The sequence below is a fragment of the Pantoea sp. Acro-807 genome, from assembly GCF_011752675.1.
In the GTDB taxonomy this organism is placed as follows: domain Bacteria; phylum Pseudomonadota; class Gammaproteobacteria; order Enterobacterales; family Enterobacteriaceae; genus Pantoea; species Pantoea eucrina.
Map to the genome: position 1 here is coordinate 229,015 of NZ_VWXE01000005.1, position 20,518 is coordinate 249,532.

General features: G+C 51.4%; 19 protein-coding genes, 1 tRNA gene and 2 pseudogenes. 11 read left to right on the forward strand and 11 right to left on the reverse strand.

All coding sequences use genetic code 11. The features are described from left to right. Positions 1-10: 10 nt before the first annotated feature. The 4 genes from F3J39_RS13800 to F3J39_RS13815 all read left to right on the forward strand — a co-directional run bounded on the left by F3J39_RS13800 (position 11) and on the right by F3J39_RS13815 (position 4,213). Complete coding sequence (locus F3J39_RS13800; RefSeq protein ID WP_166714317.1) at positions 11-268, forward strand: hypothetical protein; 258 nt, start codon at positions 11-13, stop codon at positions 266-268. Between the two features lie 161 nt (positions 269-429). Next, the gene (locus F3J39_RS13805) at positions 430-1,161 is read left to right on the forward strand and encodes a gluconate 2-dehydrogenase subunit 3 family protein (RefSeq protein ID WP_071669127.1); all 732 of its coding nucleotides are present in this window, start codon (positions 430-432) and stop codon (positions 1,159-1,161) included. Between the two features lie 33 nt (positions 1,162-1,194). Beyond that, complete coding sequence (locus tag F3J39_RS13810) at positions 1,195-2,964, forward strand: GMC family oxidoreductase (protein ID WP_039382349.1); 1,770 nt, start codon at positions 1,195-1,197, stop codon at positions 2,962-2,964. A gap of 4 nt (positions 2,965-2,968) precedes the next feature. Further along, entirely contained in the window at positions 2,969-4,213 is a 1,245-nt protein-coding gene (locus tag F3J39_RS13815) for a c-type cytochrome (protein ID WP_166714318.1), read from the forward strand. 131 nt (positions 4,214-4,344) lie between these two features. Here F3J39_RS13815 and F3J39_RS13820 read toward each other — a convergent pair whose 3' ends face one another. From F3J39_RS13820 to F3J39_RS13830, 3 genes are all read right to left on the reverse strand, one after another. Beyond that, complete coding sequence (locus F3J39_RS13820; RefSeq protein WP_065650243.1) at positions 4,345-5,022, reverse strand: MarC family NAAT transporter; 678 nt, start codon at positions 5,020-5,022, stop codon at positions 4,345-4,347. A 55-nt stretch (positions 5,023-5,077) separates the two neighbouring features. After that, positions 5,078-5,713 (reverse strand): hypothetical protein, encoded by a 636-nt coding sequence (locus tag F3J39_RS13825; protein WP_071669124.1) that lies wholly within the window; start codon positions 5,711-5,713, stop codon positions 5,078-5,080. Positions 5,714-5,862: 149 nt separating this feature from the next. After that, positions 5,863-6,369 (reverse strand): DUF2501 domain-containing protein, encoded by a 507-nt coding sequence (locus F3J39_RS13830; protein WP_071669152.1) that lies wholly within the window; start codon positions 6,367-6,369, stop codon positions 5,863-5,865. A gap of 242 nt (positions 6,370-6,611) precedes the next feature. Between F3J39_RS13830 and F3J39_RS13835 the strand changes: the two genes are divergently transcribed. Next, positions 6,612-6,696, forward strand: a tRNA-Leu gene (locus tag F3J39_RS13835). 151 nt (positions 6,697-6,847) lie between these two features. Beyond that, positions 6,848-8,112 (forward strand): annotated as a pseudogene (locus F3J39_RS13840) (integrase arm-type DNA-binding domain-containing protein). A gap of 289 nt (positions 8,113-8,401) precedes the next feature. Here the strand turns inward: F3J39_RS13840 and F3J39_RS13845 are convergent. The 6 genes and pseudogenes from F3J39_RS13845 to F3J39_RS13870 all read right to left on the reverse strand — a co-directional run. Continuing rightward, positions 8,402-8,767, reverse strand: a complete 366-nt coding sequence (locus F3J39_RS13845; protein WP_166714319.1) for a hypothetical protein — start codon at positions 8,765-8,767, stop codon at positions 8,402-8,404. Between the two features lie 57 nt (positions 8,768-8,824). Further along, entirely contained in the window at positions 8,825-9,199 is a 375-nt protein-coding gene (locus tag F3J39_RS18875) for a hypothetical protein (RefSeq protein WP_247648266.1), read from the reverse strand. 138 nt (positions 9,200-9,337) lie between these two features. Continuing rightward, positions 9,338-10,924 carry a hypothetical protein gene (locus tag F3J39_RS13855; protein ID WP_166714320.1) on the reverse strand — a complete coding sequence of 529 codons (1,587 nt, stop codon included), beginning with the start codon at positions 10,922-10,924 and terminating at the stop codon, positions 9,338-9,340. A 506-nt stretch (positions 10,925-11,430) separates the two neighbouring features. Then, positions 11,431-11,703, reverse strand: a complete 273-nt coding sequence (locus F3J39_RS13860; RefSeq protein ID WP_021567516.1) for an ogr/Delta-like zinc finger family protein — start codon at positions 11,701-11,703, stop codon at positions 11,431-11,433. Between the two features lie 5 nt (positions 11,704-11,708). Then, a complete protein-coding gene (locus tag F3J39_RS13865; RefSeq protein WP_166714321.1) occupies positions 11,709-12,260 on the reverse strand; it encodes a phage polarity suppression protein in 552 nt (183 codons plus the stop codon). Beyond that, positions 12,257-12,448, reverse strand: a pseudogene (locus tag F3J39_RS13870) (septation initiation protein); the annotation flags it as partial. The gene F3J39_RS13865 and the pseudogene F3J39_RS13870, both read right to left, overlap by 4 nt. A 413-nt stretch (positions 12,449-12,861) precedes the next feature. Here F3J39_RS13870 and F3J39_RS13875 point away from each other — a divergent pair. The 3 genes from F3J39_RS13875 (at position 12,862) to F3J39_RS13885 (ending at position 15,862) form a co-directional block, all read left to right on the forward strand. Next, a complete protein-coding gene (locus tag F3J39_RS13875) occupies positions 12,862-13,995 on the forward strand; it encodes an ATP-binding protein (RefSeq protein ID WP_166714322.1) in 1,134 nt (377 codons plus the stop codon). A gap of 337 nt (positions 13,996-14,332) precedes the next feature. Continuing rightward, a complete protein-coding gene (locus F3J39_RS13880; protein ID WP_166714323.1) occupies positions 14,333-14,710 on the forward strand; it encodes a DUF1090 domain-containing protein in 378 nt (125 codons plus the stop codon). 105 nt (positions 14,711-14,815) lie between these two features. After that, the gene (locus tag F3J39_RS13885) at positions 14,816-15,862 is read left to right on the forward strand and encodes a DUF1176 domain-containing protein (protein ID WP_166714324.1); all 1,047 of its coding nucleotides are present in this window, start codon (positions 14,816-14,818) and stop codon (positions 15,860-15,862) included. 116 nt (positions 15,863-15,978) lie between these two features. Here the strand turns inward: F3J39_RS13885 and F3J39_RS13890 are convergent, their stop codons facing one another. Continuing rightward, positions 15,979-16,659: a YecA family protein gene (locus F3J39_RS13890; protein ID WP_108569972.1), complete on the reverse strand. Its 681-nt coding sequence runs from the start codon at positions 16,657-16,659 to the stop codon at positions 15,979-15,981. Between the two features lie 226 nt (positions 16,660-16,885). On the opposite strand from F3J39_RS13890, the gene F3J39_RS13895 reads away from it, so the two are divergent. Together F3J39_RS13895 and F3J39_RS13900 are read left to right on the forward strand one after the other, a co-directional pair. Continuing rightward, positions 16,886-17,383 carry an RcnB family protein gene (locus tag F3J39_RS13895; protein WP_104085567.1) on the forward strand — a complete coding sequence of 166 codons (498 nt, stop codon included), beginning with the start codon at positions 16,886-16,888 and terminating at the stop codon, positions 17,381-17,383. A gap of 52 nt (positions 17,384-17,435) precedes the next feature. Then, the gene (locus F3J39_RS13900; protein WP_166714325.1) at positions 17,436-18,149 is read left to right on the forward strand and encodes a GNAT family protein; all 714 of its coding nucleotides are present in this window, start codon (positions 17,436-17,438) and stop codon (positions 18,147-18,149) included. 8 nt (positions 18,150-18,157) lie between these two features. Here the strand turns inward: F3J39_RS13900 and opgB are convergent, their stop codons facing one another. Next, a complete protein-coding gene (opgB, locus tag F3J39_RS13905; protein WP_166714326.1) occupies positions 18,158-20,452 on the reverse strand; it encodes a phosphatidylglycerol--membrane-oligosaccharide glycerophosphotransferase in 2,295 nt (764 codons plus the stop codon). Positions 20,453-20,518: the final 66 nt, after the last annotated feature.

The window sequence follows — 20,518 nt, forward strand, 5'->3', positions numbered from 1 at the left end:
ATTAATTATTTTGCCGGTTTTTTATGCATTAAATGGGCAAATAAACCGCAGAGGGATAAAAAGCTGGCTGAGCGGTAATGAAGCTGAATATTTACGCTGTTCGATGCTACAGCGTAAGCGTGATTTATTTTCAACAGTTGCGCCAGGCGATTATTTCTTTAATACAGCGCTTTTAGCGTTATATCAAGATAAAGCGCTAAAAACCCCTGCTTTTAGCGGGTTTAAACCACAATTTCAGTTAATAAGTGGCACTATTGCACGCGCATGACACTGCAAAAAAATAACCATCCTTCACTTAAACACATTTTAAATTTAATTTTTACATCCTGAAATATTTGTATCCATAAGATTGCCCGCTTGTTTGCCGATTTATAACGTCATTAACAAAAATATAAATTATCTTTCTTAGCTAGTGAGAATTGTCGCGCCATGCTGTTAGAAAAACCCACCACCAGACGTAAATTTTTACTCGGGGCGCTGCTGGCTTTGCCGGTCAGCGACCTTTTATTAAAAGGCGTTACCGCCGCGCAGGCGGCAGAAATGGCTGCGCCGGAACTCGCCGATTATAAGCCGATCTTTTTCAGCGCCAGTGAATGGCAGTTTATCCTGGCGGCAACCGACCGTCTGATCCCGGCTGGCGGCAGCGGCAAGGCGCCCGGCGCGCTGGAAACCAACGTACCGATTTTTATCGACCAGCAGCTGCACACGCCGGAGTTCGGTGCAGAAATCTATCTGCAGGGGCCGTTTGATGTCCACGCGCCGGCGACCATGGGCTATCAGATCCCGTTTACGCCGCAGCAGATGTACCGCACCGCCATCAAGCTGGTGGAGCAGTGGACGCAGACGACCTATCAGAAAGCCTTCCACGAGCTGAGCACGGAAGAGAAAGATGCCGTGCTGACCCGTATCAACAAGAATGATGGCCTCGATTTTGCGGCGCTGGGCGAGCCGTCGCTGAAAGCCTCACAGTTCTTCAGCCAGCTGCTGGCTGATACCAAACATGGTTATCTTGCCGACCCGATGTATGGCGGCAATAAAGGCATGAAAGCGTGGATCGCTATCGGCTTCCCGGGCGCCCGCGCCAGCTTTACCGAATGGGTGAAGCAGCACAACGTGCCGTATCCGCTCGGGCCGGTCAGCCTGCTGGGCCAGCGCGCCTGAATTTCCCTATTTGGTATGTGAGACAGAATTAACATGGCACAGATTACAAAAAAAGAAGTCGATGTCGTTGTATGCGGCCTCGGCTGGGCCGGCTCGCTGATGAGTATCGAGCTGGCGCTGGCCGGACTTGAGGTGCGCGCGCTGGAGCGCGGCGGCGAGCGCGACTATCCCGACTTCGCCTACCCGAAGCCGGCCGATGAATACGCCTATAACGTACGTAACAAAGTCTTCGCCACGCCGAAAGAGGTGGCGGTGACGGTGCGTTACAATATGGATCAGACTGCACTGCCTACCCGCAAATGGGGCGCCTTTGCGCCCGGCACCGGCGTGGGCGGCGCAGGCATGCACTGGACGGCGGTACTGATCCGTCCGACCCCGACCGATATCAAACTGAAAACCTATGTTGATCAGGCGTATAAGCCGGGCATTCTGCAGGATGATATGCGCGTTATGGACTTCCCGTTCAGCTGGGAAGAGATTGAGCCTTACTTCTATAAGTTTGAGCTGATCTGCGGGCAGTCCGGCACCACCGGCAACCTGCGTGGTCAGATCCTTGAAGGCGGCGATCCGTTTGAAGGGCCGCGCTCAGAGCCTTACCCGCTGCCGGCGCTGGACGACACGCTCAACAACGTGATGTTTAAAGAGGCGGCGAAGAAGCTCGGCTATCATCCGTTCCCGAACCCTTCAGCCTGCGTGTCGCGTGCGTGGAAAAACCCCTACGGCAACCAGATCGCACCGTGCAACTACTGCGGCTACTGCTCAAAATATCCGTGCCTGAACTACTCCAAAGCGTCACCGCAGACGGCGGTGATGGATGCGCTGAAGCGACTGCCGAACTTCTCCTACGAAGTGAACGCTGAAGTGGCTAAAGTCGTGCTGCACGATGATGGCAAAACCGCAAAAGGCGTGATCTACTACGATGCCGACGGCAACGAGGTGTTCCAGCCAGCCAAAATTGTGGTGCTCTCCAGCTTCCAGCTCTACAACGTGCGTCTGATGCTGCTATCCGGTATCGGCAAACCGTATAACCCAATTACCGAAGAGGGTGTGGTAGGGCGCAACTATGCGTTTCTCTCCAACGGCGGCGCCACGCTGTTCTTTAAAGACAAGAACTTCAACTCTTACGCCACCGCCGGCGCGACCGGCCAGATGTTCAATGACATCTCGCCAGGCAACTTCGACGGCCCGGGCCTCGGCTTCCTTGGCGGCGCCAAGATCCACAGCTCGCAGGCGACCGGTACGCCGATGGCCGCTGCGCTGCCGAAAGGCACGCCCGCCTGGGGTATGGGCTACAAAGAGGGTCTGGAGCAGTGGTACAACCATTCGATGAAGATCAGCATCACCACCACCTGCCAGTCCTATCGCGATATCTATCTCGATCTCGATCCGCACTACACCGATCATCGCGGCAACCCGCTGCTGCGTATGACCTTTAACTGGAAAGAGAACGAGCTGAAGCTGCAGCAGCATCTGAAGGGCATCGTGGGCGATATTGCCAAAGAGCTGAACCCGGACAGCATGAGTATGAGCTTCCTGCCGATGGGCGCCGATTTTGACCTCACCAAATATGTCTCAACCCACAACGTGGGCGGTGCGGTGATGGGCGATAACCCGAAAACCTCGGCGCTGAACAAATACCTGCAGAGCTGGGACGTGCATAACGTCTTTGTGCCGGGCGGCAACGCCTTCCCGCAAAACTTCCAGGCGAACCCGACCGATACCATCGGCGCGATCACCCTGATGGCGGCGCAGGCGATCAAAGAGCAGTATCTGAAGAACCCCGGCCCACTGGTACAGGCATAAGCAGATGAAAAAACTAACATTACTGGTAGCGCTGGCGCTGAGCGGCGTGGCGCTGCAGGCGCAGGCGGAAGATGAAGCGGCCCTGATTAAGCAGGGCGAGTATCTGTCGCGGCTGGGCGACTGCATGGCGTGCCACAGCGTCGCGGGCAAAGCAGCCTACGCGGGCGGGCTGGCGATTGAGTCGAACCTGGGCACGATCTACTCCACCAACATCACGCCGGACAAAGCGCACGGTATCGGTAACTACAGCGAACAGCAGTTCTCTGACGCGGTACGTAAAGGGGTGCTGCCGGATGGTTCACGCCTCTATCCGGCCATGCCGTACCCGGACTATGCGAAGATCAGCGATGCTGATATGCACGCGCTCTGGGTCTACTTTATGAAGGGCGTAAAGCCGAGCAGCGAACAGCCGCAGGAGACGAAGCTGAGCTTCCCGTTCAGCCAGCGCTGGGGTATGCGCTTCTGGAACTGGGCGTTTACCTCCGACAACCCGTTTCAGCCGATTGGCGGCGCTTCTGCTGAAGTGAATCGCGGGGCTTATATCGTTGAGAGTCTTGGCCACTGCGGCAGCTGCCATACGCCGCGCGGTCTCGGTATGAATGAGAAATCGCTCGACAGCAGCGACAAAACCTTCCTCGCCGGCGGCAGCCTGAATAACTGGGATGTGCCGTCGCTGCGCGGTATGCCGCACTGGAGCGAGCAGGAGGTGATCGATTACCTGCAGACCGGGCGTAACGATAAAGCTGCCGTGGGCGGTGAGATGAAGTCGGTGATTGAGCACTCCAGCTCCCATATGACCGACGCCGATCTGAAAGCGATTGCTGCTTACCTGAAGTTCCTCGGCGGCAATCCGCCACTGCAGGCCTACAACGTGCAGGCGCAGCAGCAGACCGAAGCGAAACTGACGGCCGCGAAGAACCTGAGCGAAGGCGAGCGTCTCTATCTCGACAACTGCGGCGCCTGCCACTTCGTAACCGGCAAGGGTGCGCCGGGGATCTTCCCCGAGCTGGATCAGGCAACGATCGTGAACGCAGGCGATCCGACGGGGCTGATCCACACGATCCTTGTTGGCGCGCAGCAGCCTTCAACGGCTAAAGCGCCGTCGACGCTGGCGATGCCGGGCTTCGGCCAGCGCCTGAGCGACGAAGAGGTCGCACAGCTCGCCACCTTCGTTCGCCAGGGCTGGAGCAACCGCGCCGCGGCCGTGACCAAAGAGCAGGTCGCCGACGTCCGCAAAACCCTGCATTAACCGTCACCCGGATTCAACCAGGGGCGCATAAATGCGCCCCCTACACCGCCCCCGTAAGGGCGCCATTAATGGCGCCCTGGTTAATGTCCGCACGAAATTCAATGGCGCCCTGGCCAATACCCGCACCAGACTCAATGAAACGTGCGCACCACTTCCAGCACGCCGTTAATCACGAACTGCACGCCCATACAGACCAGCAGAAAACCCATCAGGCGCGAAATCGCTTCAATGCCGCCTTTGCCCACCAGCTTCATAATCGCGCCGGAGCTGCGCAGTGAAATCCATAAAATCAGGGCTACCACCAGAAAGGTCAGCACCGGGGCGACCATCACCACCCAGGCGGGGAAATCGACGCCGGCTTTCACCGTTGAGGCTGAACTGATGATCATCGCAATGGTACCCGGACCGGCGGTGCTCGGCATCGCCAGCGGCACAAAGGCGATATTCACCGTCTCACGCGGATCGTCGCTGGCATCCTGCTCATCTTTTTTATGGCGCGCCTCTACCGAATGGCCGACCGGTTTTGCCGGAAACAGCATGCGAAAGCCGATAAAGGCGACAATCAGCCCGCCCGCCATGCGCAGGCCGGGAATCGAGATACCAAAGGTGTGCAGCACCGCGTTGCCGGCGTACCAGGCGACCATCATGATCAGAAACACATAGACCGACGCCTGCAGCGCCTGACGGTTACGCTCCTGAAAATTCATCTCGCCCGCCAGCCCTAAAAACAGCGCCACGGTCGTCAGAGGGTTGGCCAGCGGCAGGATCACCACCAGCCCGAGGCCTATCGCTTTGAAGAGTTCCAGCATCATGCATCTCCGCAGGGCAGGGCCGCGTGTGCAGCCCTGTGACAGGATGTATTACTCAGTGCTTTGGCGTATCGAGCGCTTCGATCATCTCGGGGAAAAAATCTTCCAGCAGCTCCGGCGTCATCAGTTCGGGGTAGTTAATGAGGTGTTCGCGGATGCGCTCATTGACCTCCGGCAGCAGGCGCTGCGCGGCATCATCAGCGCTGATTTTTTTCTGCTTCATCAGGCGCAGCACGTTATCCGGCAGGCTATCTTCATCCTCCACCTCATCCACGCCTTCCAGCGCGTCGAGCTCATCCAGCAGATCCATCAGCGCTTCGATCTGCGGCGTGCGCGACTCATACTCCGCCGGGCGTTCGCTCTCGAGATAGCGCAGCAGGGCGCGCACCGGCGATCCATCCGGCGTAGCAGGCGGCTCGCTGGCGAACCAGCTCAGCAAATCATGCTGGCTCACCTGATGGACGTGATAGCCGTTATCGGTCAGCTCATCGGCGAGGATATCAGCGGTGTCGTGCTCAATCAGGCAGATATGGGTGCGCTTTGGCGTGTACTGTTCCAGCCACTGATAGATCTCTTCAATGACGCTGTCGTCATACTGAAAGGTCTGGTTGAGGTAGCTGTCATCCTGCTCATGTACGCAGAGTCGAATCAGATCGGGATCGAAGTAAATCGCTATGTTGATGCCTTTCATGCGCGCTGTCCTGTTTGCTGCAAAATCTCACTATAGCGTCAGGGCGCACAGAAAAACATGGGGAGGCCAGCAGCATACGCATCTGGCCATAAAAAATCTCATTCATCAGCACGATAAGGCCGGGACAGCGGCCCGGCACACGGCGCTGATTACATGCCGATATATTTTTTGCCCTGCTTCAGCACGACATCACACGCTTTGGTTTTAAGCTTCTCACCCATTGGCGAGTTGCTCAGGCTCTGCAAATTAAGCTGCTGGCCGTTACCGGTATTGAGCAGGCCCGCGATACCCTGCTGATAATCAGTTTTCTGCTCCTGCGCCGCCGGCGTGCTCAGGCCGAGTTTGCTCAGCACCTGCTCTTTCACCGACTTCACGTTGTTATCCACCACGTTATGCTGAACGCAGTACTCCATCACGCCCGCCGCGTTAGTCATATTGCTGGCGCTCACCGCTTTATCGCCGCCGTTCAGCAGGCCGGTCAGCGTGGAGAGCGACAGCCCGCCGCTCTGCGCACCATTGCTGCTGGTGGTATTACTGTTTTGCTGCTGCGAGAGCTGCGAAGCGGCGCTGCTCAGCTGATCCTGCCAGCTCGCCGCCGACGCGCTGCCCGCAACCAGTGCTGCCGCCATACCCCATGCCCAAACGCCGCGTTGCATTGATTTACTCATGTATAACCTCATGGTTCCGTCTTTCAGACGCCGATAATGCAGGATATGAGGAGGAAGATCTCAGAAAGTTCCGGAGAAGGGGGCAGGGCCATGCAGATTGAGAGTGTTCTGGTTTCAGATGAGATGATGACGCTGTTTTTTTCAACGCTCAGCGCACACCCTGTTCAATAGCGGTTGCACACCCCACGGGTAACGGTATAATCGCCAGCGTTTTCCGTATCCTTATCCATGCCGGAGTGGCGAAATCGGTAGACGCAGTTGATTCAAAATCAACCGTAGAAATACGTGCCGGTTCGAGTCCGGCCTTCGGCACCAAGTACTCTTCCAAGACCATCCGAGAAAGTCCAGTTATCCCTTTAAAATCAAGGTTTATAGCCATTTTTACGTCCTAAGCCGTCCGAGGTGGTCCGTTGAAATCCGGATGCTATTGGGGGCATCTTAACTTCGATTAGAAATGTGCCCCCAAATGAAGCTCAACGCCAGACAGGTAGAGACCGCAAAGCCAAAAGACAAAACCTATAAAATGGCCGATGGCGGTGGTTTGTATCTCGAGGTTTCGGCCAAGGGTTCTAAATACTGGCGCATGAAATACAGACGCCCCTCTGACAAAAAAGAGGATCGCCTCGCTTTTGGTGTTTGGCCTACAGTGACGCTTGCTCAGGCAAAAGCAAAGCGTGACGAGGCTAAAAAGCTCTTAGCGCAGTGCATTGACCCAAAAGCCGAACAGAAGGAAGCTCAGGCTGAAAATTCGGGGGCATATACTTTTGAAGCCATCGCCCGTGAATGGCATGCCAGTAATAAGCGCTGGAGTGAAGACCATCGATCGCGCGTTTTACGCTATCTTGTGCTTTATATCTTCCCTCATATCGGTTCGTCCGACATTCGCCAGCTCAAAACCAGTCACCTATTAGCCCCTATTAAAAAGGTTGATGCCAGTGGCAAGCATGACGTTGCGCAGCGTCTTCAGCAGCGTGTCACGGCTATTATGCGTTATGCCGTACAGAATGATTACATCGACTCAAATCCGGCAAATGATATGGCTGGTGCGTTATCGACAACCAAAGCGCGACACTATCCAGCGTTACCCCATCTAGCCGCTTCCCTGAATTTCTTGCTCGTCTCGCTGCATATCGTGGCCGTGTAATGACACGGATCGCGGTCGAGCTTTACTTACTCACTTTTGTGCGTTCCAGTGAGTTGCGTTTCGCTCGCTGGGATGAGTTCGACTTCTGTAAATCTCTTTGGCGTATACCGGCAAAGCGAGAAGAAATTAAAGGTGTCCGTTACTCGTATCGTGGTATGAAAATGAAAGAGGAACATATAGTTCCTCTTAGTCGGCAGGCGATGGCTTTGTTAGAGCAGCTTAAGCAGATTAGTGGTGATAAAGAGCTGCTGTTTCCAGGGGATCACGACGCTGCCAAAGTTATGAGTGAGAACACAGTAAATAGCGCCTTGCGTGCGATGGGGTATGACACGAAAACCGAGGTCTGTGGGCATGGATTTAGGACGATGGCGCGTGGCGCGCTTGGTGAATCAGGCTTATGGAGCGATGACGCGATAGAACGACAGTTGAGTCATACAGAGCGTAACAATGTGCGTGCAGCATATATTCATACCTCTGAGCATTTAGACGAACGTAGATTAATGGTTCAATGGTGGGCTGATTTTCTTGATGCCAATCGAAATAACTCTGTTACACCTTATGAATTTGCTAAATTCACGGCAAAATAATGTAACTGACACATTATATATTAACTAATTTGTTAATTGTGTAAGAGAATTATATAATAATAAATTGAAATACTATTTTAAAATGCGGGAAAACCTCAACCAAGGGGAATTATTTTAGAACGAGGTACAATGGCCATTCTGAGATGATAGTCAAAAAACAAAAAGAAAAGTGTTCAAACGGTATGGCTTTTGTTATAGAAGCCAGCCGACTAACTCTGTTCATTACAGTTTTAGTCGGTGTGGTTTTATCATTTGTTAGATACATTACTAGTCTGAATCGTAATTCCTTCTATAAAATTTTTTTCAACCTTGCCTTTTCCTCTTGACTTAAAACTGTACCTCCATTAATTCCTAATAAATTAAGCAATTGGTATTTTATTTCTAGGATATATACTAATTGGTCAGAAAAAACATCTAGGTCATCATGGTTAAATTGCACATATGATAAACGTTCAATGAATAAATTAGCAGTATGTACTGCAAATGACTTTATATTTTTATCACGGGATATTAAATCATTTTTTATGGATTCTATGCTCTTCTTAATATCATTAACTTGTTCCTCATACTTACCGGAGAACCCTATGTTAACATTTGAAAAAATTAACCTTGCTTTGAAGTTTTTCTTTTTTATTTGAGATGTGGTTATCTTCATTTCAATTATTAAACACGATATGGATTTTTTTATTTTTTGATAGTTATCCTCCGGGCATTAAATATCAATGCGACTGAAGATTAAAAATTTAATTTTCTGAGAAATATCCTGATCCTCAATTGAAATGTTTTCCCAGCTGAGAGAGAATTTATTTCTTATTTTTCTAAGAAATTCAAAATATTTGTATTGGCCCTCTGTTATTAGCCTCAAGGAAAAACAGGCTTTTATTCGTGAAGAAAATGTTCCAAGAGGTGCATTAAATCCTTCGGTTAATTCTTTAGATACTTTGTTATCGAGCATAAACGTCAAAAGAATTTTACCTAAGGCGTCTTCAGAGAAAGCCGCTAGAGACAATATTAGGCCTCTTTCATCTAGACTGTCCAAATAAACGTTCAGTTTGTTTAGATCATTAAATAAATTATCTTTATCCATTTCTTCTACCTTATAAATATTTTGAATAAACTATAAGTCGATTTTTATCATATTTTTTCTTTTTTGGTAAAACCATTTAAAAATCAAGAATTTATTAAATAGTTATATTGTTCCTTTTTTAAATTTCCTCTCTATTAATTAAGGGGTTTCTTGCGAGAATGAGTTGTAATAGTAAAAGTCCATACTATCCTTCTCCAATTTTTTATTTACTTTATCAGAAACTGCTTGGCATTGCTTTTTAAGTTCTTTAAGATTATTTTCGCGAATTAGTTTTTCAATATTTATTTCATAATCATTAAATGTCATAGCGTTATTTTGATATGTAAAGGAGCCCCTGGCAACGCAAGTGAGGCAAATTGAAAAAGATGACAAAATTAAAGGGATGGCGATAAATATTCTTAATTCCTTTGAAGAGTCAATGTTATCATCGTGTTCTGGAATCTCTAAGCGAAGAGCTGGATAGCCGCCCGGAACCTTACTAATTAAGGTATGCATCCTTTCAATATCTTTTTGTTTGCGAATTAATTCATTTATACTTACTTTACAATTTTTATCTACTCTAAAGTATGAAGCAACTTGTATCAAAGCCAAGGCTATTTGTTCTGCCTTTATTATTTCGTTAGTAATTGGACTCGCAGAAAATGAATTACTCGAGGCTAAAAAGGATGTTTCGTTACCCTCATTGTTTTTTATCGTTAACTTCAGATCTCCGCTTGGGGCATTTAAGATCTTCATTAATAACAGTAATTCTCTAATATCAGCTAAATGAAAAGGCTTATCATATGATTCAAAATCTATTTTCAATTTGTTATTTTTAATGCCAACCAGTAAATCGAAAAAGTCCGAGCAAATTCTAAAGCTTGCCAGATCCTTTGGAGCATTAAGTGCAATAGGAGAAACGAAAAATTCACACTTAAAAGAGACATCTTCTTTGTCATCTTCGAATATTATAGAGCCTGTTGAAAATGCTTCAACAGATCTTATTTCGATTGTTGCTTGTTCAGTTGTCAGTTCTTCCATCTGAAAATTAACATCAAATCGAGTATCCCAACCGCGAACATCTTTTACATTTATTCTGGTCGGATATCCAAGCGTGGCATTAATAAGAGACTTATAATCTTCATTATTATCAACTTTGAAATTTAATGCATAGCGGCTTTCGTTATATCCTACATTACCTAATTCTCTCAATTTATCTTCACTATATTTTTTCATTCCATAAGGAATATGTTTTTCAATAGCATTTTTGAGTGCATATTCATTAGTCAGATCTATCTCATCCTCATTAGAGTAATTTACCGTGAAAGAAAGTTTGTGAAGTGGTGATTTTTTTCCTATATCATTTTGACGAATCCGCTTTAGAACCTGAAACATAATATCCCTATTGATATGGACAAGGTAAGCTGATTCGATATTTGCATTCTTATTATAACGTGCAAAAAAGAAAAAGCAGGGTAGAGGTGTGTCGCAGAAACGTTTCATGTTAGAAAGTTTGACCTGTACACCTTTCTTTTCTCCGTCAGAAGACTTTATCTGCACTAAACATTGTATAGGCTGTTCATTCAAACTATTCAGTAAGGCTATACCACCTAACAGAGGAAATTCGACAATGGCATCCCATCCTCCGGAATCATCCTCAGAGGAGCTGTTGTAAATCAAGCCGGATGCATTGCAAAGTCTGTCAAAATCACCACGTCCCATATTACCAACTTTTCTTAGACTCATAAACTCATCCCTCTTTCATATGCACGATACTAGGTTTAGCTTACCCCAATGCAGGAAAAACCATGAAGTGTCGAGCTGAAAATTATTAGCTTGATGCGCTTGCTTACAGGGGGCCAATAAGGATCAACTGTGGATACTCCAAAGTTGATTTTTGACGTCCCAACGTATTTTTTCCGGAGCTCAAACCTTGAGCTCGTATTCACAATAATCATATTACCATCATGATTATTAAAAGTGAGATGTCAGCGATCATTACTAAAACGGTATACACATTCCTGCGCGCAATGCCCCGCCCGCCTGCCCGCTTTGCTTAACAGAATGGTTTTCATGTACCCAGCAAATCGTCTCAGAACCCACCCCGCAAGGGCTTTCGTATCAAAAATAGTGCATAAGACTCATGCGTTATCATGCGCCATAGACATGCACTCACGCGCTCTCAGGCCAGCTAGGGAAAAGGCGTAAAAAACCCGGTACTGGACCGGGATTACGTGGACGTTTTTTGCTAATCAGACAGGAATTTGCTGACGGCCTGACAGCTTTGACGCGGAGCCATAGCGATTGAGCGTTTTCTGCTGCTTTTCAGGTTGTTCCGGTTCGACTGGTACATTTTCATTGCGCCGGGGCTTCATAATTATCGTATCCACACTTTCGAGTGCGGTAAATGTGCAGGAACATTCCAGGTTCTGGCACTGATACCATGAGCGTTTAACCGATGGTGCTTCATAGGCGGAGGTTCTGGCGTGTGCCGTCGTACCGCATTCAGGACATTTAAGTGCCATTAATATCACTCCTGCATATCGTTAATGTCATTCAGGCGTTGCTGAAAGCGCAGATGTTGTGCCGGGGTGTAAGTACCCTGGCAGTCACGAACCATCTTGGGGTCAGGCATCACACCGGATTTATCCAGAATCTCACGATAATCCCCGGCGATTTCAGGCGGTGTTATTGCCAGCTGTTGAACCAAGGCACTGCATAACATACGGGACGCAACGTCAACCCCTCCACGCCCCTTAAGAAACGGAGCCAGTGCAGATGTCAGGGCTGCTCCATTCGCCTGCATAAAACTGCTGAGAGCGTCTTCTGTGCAGGCCTCCATCAGCAGATGCTGCGAGTACATATACTCACGCGCAGCGCAGTTAATCTGCCATTTCAGCACATCCAGTCGTTCCCGCAGTAACCCGAGCTGTCGGGCATAATCTGCTGGTTTTTCCGTGGCAGTGAGGAGAGATTTTATTTGTTGTTTAGCGGCTTTTCGGCTCTCATTATGTCCAGCCCACAGAATACGGGCGTTTCGAAAACTGGTAAGCGCATGCGCAGGAGTGGCCCGGCCCGTCATACTGATTTCTCCTTTTCTGCCCGTTCCTGACGAACTTTCATTTTATGAATAGCTGCCGGAGAGGGTTGATTACTGAAATCCAGACGGGCCGCATAATCCGGTGCAACGCCCGCCAGTTTAAACACAGGGCCCTGTTCCGGCATCGCAGCGTTAGTAAGAGCCGGTCTGGTGATATGTTTGTGAATGAAGCTGTTGTTTATAAATGATATGCAGGTAACAGGTACCGGAGTAATGCCATTTATTGCATGTTCTTTGTGATCTGACAGTTTGTCTTTCCACTTATCGTTTTATTCAACGTTCGCCAGCCAGAAACCTTTCATTCATTTCTGTAGAATCGATTCCAGCGAGCTACGTTTCATTCGCTAAATAAAATTTGATTGATTTATTAGTTGCTTTTCGGCAGGGCGCGAAAAAGCTGAAGTCGTAAGTAACACACATATTTCCGTAAAGATAAATTTCTCTTATTAGTTCTCAGTAAGTCGTTAAAAACTGATTTAGATCAATGTATTATTGTTTTTTTACGGCGATAATATTTTTTGAATTTTAGAGGCGGAATATTGATTTTTAAGAAGTGAGTTAAAAATAAATTCAAGGAATGAAAATGAATATCACAAGGGTAAAATTAAAAAACTGGAAAAACTTCAGGAATATCGATATTGATTTGGGTGAAAGAGTCTATATTATTGGCCCTAACGCGGTAGGAAAGTCAAACTTTTTAGATGTGTTTAGATTTATGAGCGATCTTTGCAAGGACGGAGGAGGATTGCAAAAAGCCGTAAACGACCGCGGTGGAATTACAAAGTTGCGTTGTTTACAAGCTCGTAACGATACTGAAGTCGCCATCATACTTGATTTAGCTGAAAGTGATGATAAATGGACATATGAGCTGATATTCAAAGCATCTGGCCGCGGCAAGCAACTTATAAATGTTACGAGTGAAAGAGTTGTAAGAAATGGAAAAGAGATTTTAGTAAGGCCAAATGGAAAAGATTCTAACGATGCAATCCAGCTTACTCAGACTTATTTAGAGCAGATATTGGCGAATCAGGATTTCAGGCCGATTGCTAACTTCTTTTCGTCAATAACATACTTGCATATTGTACCTCAATTACTTAAATTTGCTAAAGAAATAGGCGTTAATAAAATTGAGGACGATCCATTTGGACAAGGTTTTCTGGATAGGCTGGCTAACACACAAAGTCGTACCCGTGATGCATGGTTGAAAAAAATACAAGCGGGTTTATCAATTGCTGTGCCCCAATTCAAAGAATTAAGATTTGAACGAGATGACTCAGGGCAACCACATTTGGAAGCTCGTTATGAACACTGGAGGCCTAACGCGGGGTGGCAAAAAGAAGACCAGTTTTCTGATGGTACTTTACGTCTGATTGGCTTAATGTGGTCTCTTTTAGAAAAAAGGCAATTACTCTTGCTGGAAGAACCAGAGTTATCTTTAAATAGTGAAATTGTAAGATACATACCTGGAATTATTGAAAATACGCTAAAAGGGGCGCGTAATCAAAAGCAAATTATAATAAGCACTCACAGTACACCTCTTTTAAGCAATGATATTGATGGTAATGATATTGTTTTGTTTTTAGCGTCTGAAAATGGCACTACGGCCAGAACGCCTTCTAATGAAGAGCTGGATGCTATGAGGGCAGGTTTTTCACCTGCTGAAATTATGCTGCCTTTAACTGCGCCTCATGATATTAAGAAAATAACTGACATGTAATTTTTTGAATTTTTCATGGCTGCAGATATATTGATCTTATTTATTTTGCGGGTTATTTAATGGCTTGCTATATATCAGAGTTGTTTTATAGACATCCAGGTAAACTTATACTTTTACATTTAAGTGGTGATCTTTCTTAAATATAAAAATTTATTGCAAATGAAATATTGTGGATAGGCGCAATACAGAAAAGGGCTCTTACAGTAGCCCCATTCTGGTAACAAAGATGATTCAAATCAAAACAAGCCGCTTTTTTTCTTTGCCGCGCTGCGCTTTTAAGAATCTGTTAAGAACCCGCCTTATAATAAGCGCTTTACTCTGCGTTCAGGATGAAACCATGAAAAAAACAGCGATTGCATTGATTACACTGGCAGCAGCGCTCTCTGCCACCGCCGCGCAGGCTGCCGGTGGTTGTCTGCAAAAACAGCAGTCGATCCAGCAGGAGCTGGAGATGGCGCGGGAATATGGCAATAAAGCGCGCATCAACGGGCTGGAAAAAGCGCTGCGTGAAAATCAGCAGCACTGCACTGATGCGGGCCTGCTGCAGGAGCGTCAGGAGAAAGTGGCGGAGAAGCAGCAGAAAGTGGCCGAGCGCGAAGCGGATTTGCAGGAGGCGCAGGCCAGCGGCCGCCGCGATAAGATAGAAAAACAGCAGCGCAAACTCACTGAGGCGCGTGAAGAGCTGGCTGACGCGCAGGCGGAACTGAGCCGCTAAGCACTCAGCGGCAGAGATCCGTGCGTCTCAGCCGCTGCAAAAATTCACTTCTCCTGCCTGCAAAAAATCCTCACACTGCTGCTTTATTCTGATGGAAAACATGGCATGAAGATACGGTTGCTGCTGGCGCTCCCTCTGCTTAACGCCCTGATGGTACCGGCGATAGCTGAAGAGGGCGTCTCGTTTGCTCATAAAGAGTGGGAGCTGGCGTGCGATAACACGCTGACCTGCCGTGCGGCGGGCTATAGCGCGGAAGAGGGCGCGGGGGGATCGGTGCTGCTGACGCGGGCGGGCGGGCCGGATACGGCGACGCATGGTCGGGTGGTGCTGGCGGATACCGGCGATGATGACTCAAAGCAGGTCGATACGCTGACGCTCTGGATCGACGATCGCCCGCAGGGTGAACTGGCGAAGGCCGATAACGATGAGTGGACGCTGACCGATGCGCAGACCCGGTCGATTATCACTGCCATTAAAGGCAGCGGCAGCGTGGAGTTCCGTGGCGGTGCCGAGCCGTTTGATCTCTCTGCAAACGGCGCCTTTGCCGTGCTGCTGAAAATGGATGAGGCGCAGGGGCGCATCGGCACGCCGGGTGCGCTGGTGCGTAAAGGCAGCAAACCGGAAAGCAGCGTGCCGCCCGCCGTACCCATGCCGGTGATTATCCAGGCCAGAACCGTTGAGGCAAAGCCGCGTCCGCTGACGCCGCAGGAGCTGGCGCGGATCAAGCCGGCGCTTATCGCTACGCTGACGGATGATGACAGCTGCGATAATCTCGCACCGGCGGACGATCAGCCGGAAGAGGGCGCAGAGCCGCCGACGCTGACTGCTGTGGATGCGGACCACGTACTGATCGCCGCCCTCTGCTGGCGTGGTGCCTATAACGAAGGGTATGGCTACTGGCTGATGGATCGCGCGCTGCAGGGTTCACCGCAGCTGATCACTGACTCAGGTTCCGATTATCACGCCGGAGCAATTAGCGAAGCGCAGAAAGGCCGCGGCATTGGCGACTGCTGGAGTACCGCCGCATGGGTCTGGGATGGGCGCAGTTTTGTACAGAGTAGTGACGCCACCACCGGCATGTGCCGCGCCATCCGCGCCGGCGGCGCCTGGCAGCTGCCGGTATTAGTCAGCGATGTCAGACCCGCTCTCTGATTGCAGAACGCACGGGACCAGGGCGCCATAAATGGCGCCCTGTGGTGGCGTTTGCAGGGGCCGCATTAATGCGCCCCGGGGTGGATTGGGCGCGATATTATGCGACCAAACGCAGGTTATTTATTCAGGCAGCACTGCTTATATTTTTTGCCGCTGCCGCACGGGCAGGGATCGTTGCGTCCGGTTTTGTCACCGGCAAAGAACGGCAGCTGTGGCTCGGGATCGGGCTGTGCCATGCGCTCGGCCTGCCAGTATTCGTGCAGTTCCAGCGCTGCCGGGCGGATCGCCTCCATGCTCGCTTCGAACGCGTCCGGATCGAGCGCCTCGCGCGCTTCACGCTGCTCTTCACTGCCGTGCAGGGCAATCGCCTGCAGCTGCGGCTGCAGCGGTTCAGGCAGCTGTGACCAGTCGGCGTCCAGCGCAACGCCGCGCATATAGCCGTAACACCAGTCTTCGACCACGGTAAACTCCTGGCCCTCCATCTCCTGCAGGCCAAACAGCGGGTCAAACTGCTCCGGAAACTCGGCCAGACGTTCAGCAATATCGTTCAGGTGCTGAAAGGTCAGGGTCATAAAGCGATCCATCTCGCGCTCATTAGCCCATTTAGGGATATGCTTCTGGCCGCCCCACATCGCCACCAGCCACTCGCTGGGTTCAATATCATTCGGGCCGGAGAGCAGGGCGGTCAGCATCCCATCCAGCTCGGCCGTATCCACCACGGAGTGCGCATTGCCATACTTCTCCAGCATATCATCCAGCCAGTTCAGCTCTTTTTCCGTTAACGGCCCCTGATTCATCGCTTCTCTCCTGCACGTAATATTCTGTACGGGCCAGGCCCGCATCTCATGGCGCGATTATAGCGGCATTATCACGATTATTTGCAATTTTAGCGCGCCTGAATCGGGCCAGGCTGAGGTATGCTGTGGCATGACGCGACGAGCGCCGCACGGCAGCGGGAACCATTGGCCCGGTGCGCTTGTCAGTAAATGGACATCAGACTATTAATCAGAGTGGGAATCACCAATGCGCAGGACACACGTAACCCTTTTATCTGCCGGCCTGTTTCTGGGCGCGCTCAGCCTGACGCCAGCTGCACTGGCAGCGGATGAGCAGACCGATAGCGTGCCGATGCCGCCTCAGGTAGAGCAGCCGGATGTGCAGGCCCCTGATGCCGCGCCGGTGCCAGACGCCGATGCGCCAGCCGCTCAGGCACCTGCTGCATCAGGCGATGACGCGCCGGTTCGCCCGTCTAACAACGGCACCGGCGAGCAGCCTTCCGCCGCCAACAACTACAATCTGCACACCATTATTATCGACTACAAAGAGCATAAGGTCGGCGATGTGGTACCGGAAGAGTATCGCAAAAAAGAGTACACCATCACTGACTGGCAGGCGCGTCATCTGCCCGCTCCGCAGGCTGGTGCACACTGGGCTTACATCAACGCCAACTATATTCAGATCACCGATGACAGCGGCAAAATCGTGATGGGCAAATCGGGCGACATCTTCTTTAAAGGATAACGCCAGCAGGCGGGCCACCGGGTCCGCCTGTTTTATTTCAGAGGCAGGAAAGATGGCCCCGACCGTTAATCAGTTTGGCCAGCCGACGGGTAGTGCGTTGCCTGACTGGCAGCCGCGTCCGCGTCCGGAGCGCGTCACGCTTCAGGGGCGTTACTGCCGCCTTGAGCCGCTGGATGCGTCATGCCACGCGTCCGATCTCAGCGCCGCGCATGCGCACGCCGCGGACGATAGCAGCTGGACCTGGCTGCCCGTGGAGCGTCCGGCATCGCAGCATGAGTGGCTGACGTTCGCCGCCGCCTGCCAGCACAATCCCGATTACCTGCATTTTGCCGTAATCGACCTGCAGCGCGGGCAGGCGGTGGGTACGCTCGCGCTGATGCGTATCGAGCCGCAGCACGGCGTAATGGAAGTGGGATATGTGGTGTTTTCACCGCTGCTGCAGCGTACCCGCATGGCCACCGAGGCGCACTTTCTGCTGATGGCGTATGCGTTTGACCAGCTCGGCTATCGCCGCTACGAATGGAAATGCGACAGCTGCAATCAGCCGTCGCGCCAGGCGGCGCTGCGGCTCGGCTTTCAGCCCGAAGGCGTGTTCCGTCAGGCGATGGTTTACAAAGGTCGCAGCCGCGATACCTGCTGGTTCTCTGTTATCGATGGCGACTGGCCGGTATTAAAGCTCGCCTTTGAGCGCTGGCTGGCGCCGGATAATTTCAGCGCCGATGGTGCGCAGCGGGAGCGGCTGGAGACGCTGCGCCCGCGCGACTGAGCCCGCTCTCAGGGGCGTGGCACGATGCGGATCTCCGCCATGCCAATGCCGAGCTTGCGCGGCGCCTGACCCACAATATTGTCCTGATTCGACAGCTGCGGCGCCGGTGGCACAATCACCAGATTATGGCTGCCGTCGCGATTGCTGAAGTGCAGCGTGGTGGTGGAGAAGCTATCGTCCAGCCGCAGAACCTGCTCCTCGCTGCCTACGCGTACCGGAATCGGCTGCTGCGCATTGGCACCAAACGCGCGCGCGGTGATCACCAGATCGAACCGCGACGGCAGCGGTTCGGCATACTCAATATTCACCTCCGGAGCCAGATTGGCATTGGACCAGCGCCCCCAGCTCTCCGGGCGCGAGATGCCGCTAAAGCGCCGGATGCTGTGCGGAGCGCCCGGCACGTTCAGCACAAAGCTGTCGGCATCGTAGCGAATGTCATTATCCTCAATACGGATCTGCTGCTGGTTGAGCCGCCAGGTTTCCGGGCTGACGCGCAGCGGCGGAAAGTGCGTTTTGCCGTGCCAGAGCGGCTGATCGATACGCACCACGCTGGGCTGGCCACCCATCTGGCCCATCGCCAGGCAGAGATCGGTGGAGAGCGCCAGCTCCGGCTTCCAGAGTCGCGCCATTTTGAAGCAGCGGTCGGCCCAGACAAATTTGTCGTTCGCGGCAAAATCGGCCAGCTGATAGCGCAGCGGCGCGGCATACTCTCCCTCCGGCAGTGGTTCAACCTGCTTATTCCCCAGCCGGAACAGGATCGGCAGGCGGAACGTGGCGCCGGAGAAGGTAAAGGTATTCTTCTGCTGGTCGATGGTGAACTCTTTCATGCTGGCCGGAAAATTCCACAGCTGCACAATATCAGCTTTCCAGCTGCTGACCTTTTTCGCCATGTCGTCAAACTGCGTGGAGAGCGACGGCGTAGAGAGTGAACTGCGGCCAAGTCCCAGCGCCTTGTCACCGCCGAGGATCTCAAGCACCGTGGCGCCGTTATCCAGCGTGCTGCGTGGCGCATCGCGCACCTCCGCCTGCGGCCGATCGCCGCGAATGACCATAAAGAGATCGCGGCGCGGCAGCTTCGTCAGATAGGGGTGGGCGGTATTGTTCATCGCCAGATGATCGGAGCTGACGACGATGACGGTGTTTTTAAACCACGGCGAAGCTTTAATACGCTCAATCAGCCGCGCCACGTGCTCCTGTGAACAGGCGACGGCGCTGAATGACTGGTTCATTTTGCCCTCATACTGATAGCTTTTACGCTGGCAGCTGCGGGAGATAAAGCCATCAGGATGATGGGTATCCACCGTCAGGGTAAACAGGGCAAAGCGTTTGTTCTGCTGCGACAGTTCAGCATACTTCTCAAACACCTCGTCCAGCACGGTGTCGTCGTAAAAGCCCCAGTTGTTGCGGTAGTCGGGATCGGCCACGCGGCTTTTCAGCTCCTGCGCGCCATAGAGATTCGATGCGGCGAAGCCGTGCGAAAGCAGAAAAGTATCTTTGCCGGCAAAGCGCAGATCGGCGCCCTGAATAAACCAGTTCTCATAGCCGCTGTTTTTGAGAATATCGCCGAGGCAGAGACTCTGCGGATAGAAGCTGGAGAGCGCGGCTGAGGCGTTACCGTCAAAAGGCGCAAACAGCGGGATACCGCACTGTGAGGCGACCATGCCGGCAATGGTATAGTCGGTGCCGGGCAGCTGCGCGGTATTGCTGAAATCCAGGCTCTGCGCCTGCTCGCGGCTCAGCTCCGGCGCCAGGTCGGGAAAAGCCTGCTGATTTAAATAGGTGCGCTCCAGGCTCTCGCCGTAGATATAGACCAGGTTGAGCGCGGGCTGTTCAATACGGTTCTGCGGCGTGATGTACCAGGTGGCGAAATCGGAGTCGCCCGCGTGCGCGTGCGACGCAATCAGATCTTTAACCTGACGAAACGCCGGCGTGGTCTGCACCGAGCCGGCGGCGCAGGCGACCGCCAGCAGGCTCCAGCCGAGATGATGCGGACGTTTATGGCGGCGCAAAATCCATGAAAGAAAGCAGAACAGCAGAAACAGCACAATAATCAGCCCGATAGCGGGCACCACATATTTACTGACGCCGGCGCCGGTCAGGCTGTTGGTCAGCGTGTAGATCACCGCATCATTGATGCCGTCACCGGTAAAATAGTTGCTGGCGAACAGCGTTGCATTCAGCACAATAAACAGCGTCAGCAGCAGCAGCATCAGGCTGAACCAGAACGTATTACGTCCGGCTTTAGAGGCGTAAATGATGATGGCGGTCAGAAACAGCACGATTGAAAGCAATGCCAACGGCAAATCCTCACGATAGATGAATAGCGCAGCGCCAGCGGCCGCGCGCCCTCTCAGGGGTTTTGCGTCAAT

Coding starts and splice junctions, on each gene's coding strand:
- F3J39_RS13805 (WP_071669127.1), top strand. CDS start 430: ATGCTGTTAGAAAAACCCACCACCAGACGTAAATTTTTACTCGGGGCG.
- F3J39_RS13810 (WP_039382349.1), top strand. CDS start 1,195: ATGGCACAGATTACAAAAAAAGAAGTCGATGTCGTTGTATGCGGCCTC.
- F3J39_RS13815 (WP_166714318.1), top strand. CDS start 2,969: ATGAAAAAACTAACATTACTGGTAGCGCTGGCGCTGAGCGGCGTGGCG.
- F3J39_RS13820 (WP_065650243.1), bottom strand. CDS start 5,022: ATGCTGGAACTCTTCAAAGCGATAGGCCTCGGGCTGGTGGTGATCCTG.
- F3J39_RS13825 (WP_071669124.1), bottom strand. CDS start 5,713: ATGAAAGGCATCAACATAGCGATTTACTTCGATCCCGATCTGATTCGA.
- F3J39_RS13830 (WP_071669152.1), bottom strand. CDS start 6,369: ATGCAACGCGGCGTTTGGGCATGGGGTATGGCGGCAGCACTGGTTGCG.
- F3J39_RS13845 (WP_166714319.1), bottom strand. CDS start 8,767: ATGAAGATAACCACATCTCAAATAAAAAAGAAAAACTTCAAAGCAAGG.
- F3J39_RS18875 (WP_247648266.1), bottom strand. CDS start 9,199: ATGGATAAAGATAATTTATTTAATGATCTAAACAAACTGAACGTTTAT.
- F3J39_RS13855 (WP_166714320.1), bottom strand. CDS start 10,924: ATGAGTCTAAGAAAAGTTGGTAATATGGGACGTGGTGATTTTGACAGA.
- F3J39_RS13860 (WP_021567516.1), bottom strand. CDS start 11,703: ATGGCACTTAAATGTCCTGAATGCGGTACGACGGCACACGCCAGAACC.
- F3J39_RS13865 (WP_166714321.1), bottom strand. CDS start 12,260: ATGACGGGCCGGGCCACTCCTGCGCATGCGCTTACCAGTTTTCGAAAC.
- F3J39_RS13875 (WP_166714322.1), top strand. CDS start 12,862: ATGAATATCACAAGGGTAAAATTAAAAAACTGGAAAAACTTCAGGAAT.
- F3J39_RS13880 (WP_166714323.1), top strand. CDS start 14,333: ATGAAAAAAACAGCGATTGCATTGATTACACTGGCAGCAGCGCTCTCT.
- F3J39_RS13885 (WP_166714324.1), top strand. CDS start 14,816: ATGAAGATACGGTTGCTGCTGGCGCTCCCTCTGCTTAACGCCCTGATG.
- F3J39_RS13890 (WP_108569972.1), bottom strand. CDS start 16,659: ATGAATCAGGGGCCGTTAACGGAAAAAGAGCTGAACTGGCTGGATGAT.
- F3J39_RS13895 (WP_104085567.1), top strand. CDS start 16,886: ATGCGCAGGACACACGTAACCCTTTTATCTGCCGGCCTGTTTCTGGGC.
- F3J39_RS13900 (WP_166714325.1), top strand. CDS start 17,436: ATGGCCCCGACCGTTAATCAGTTTGGCCAGCCGACGGGTAGTGCGTTG.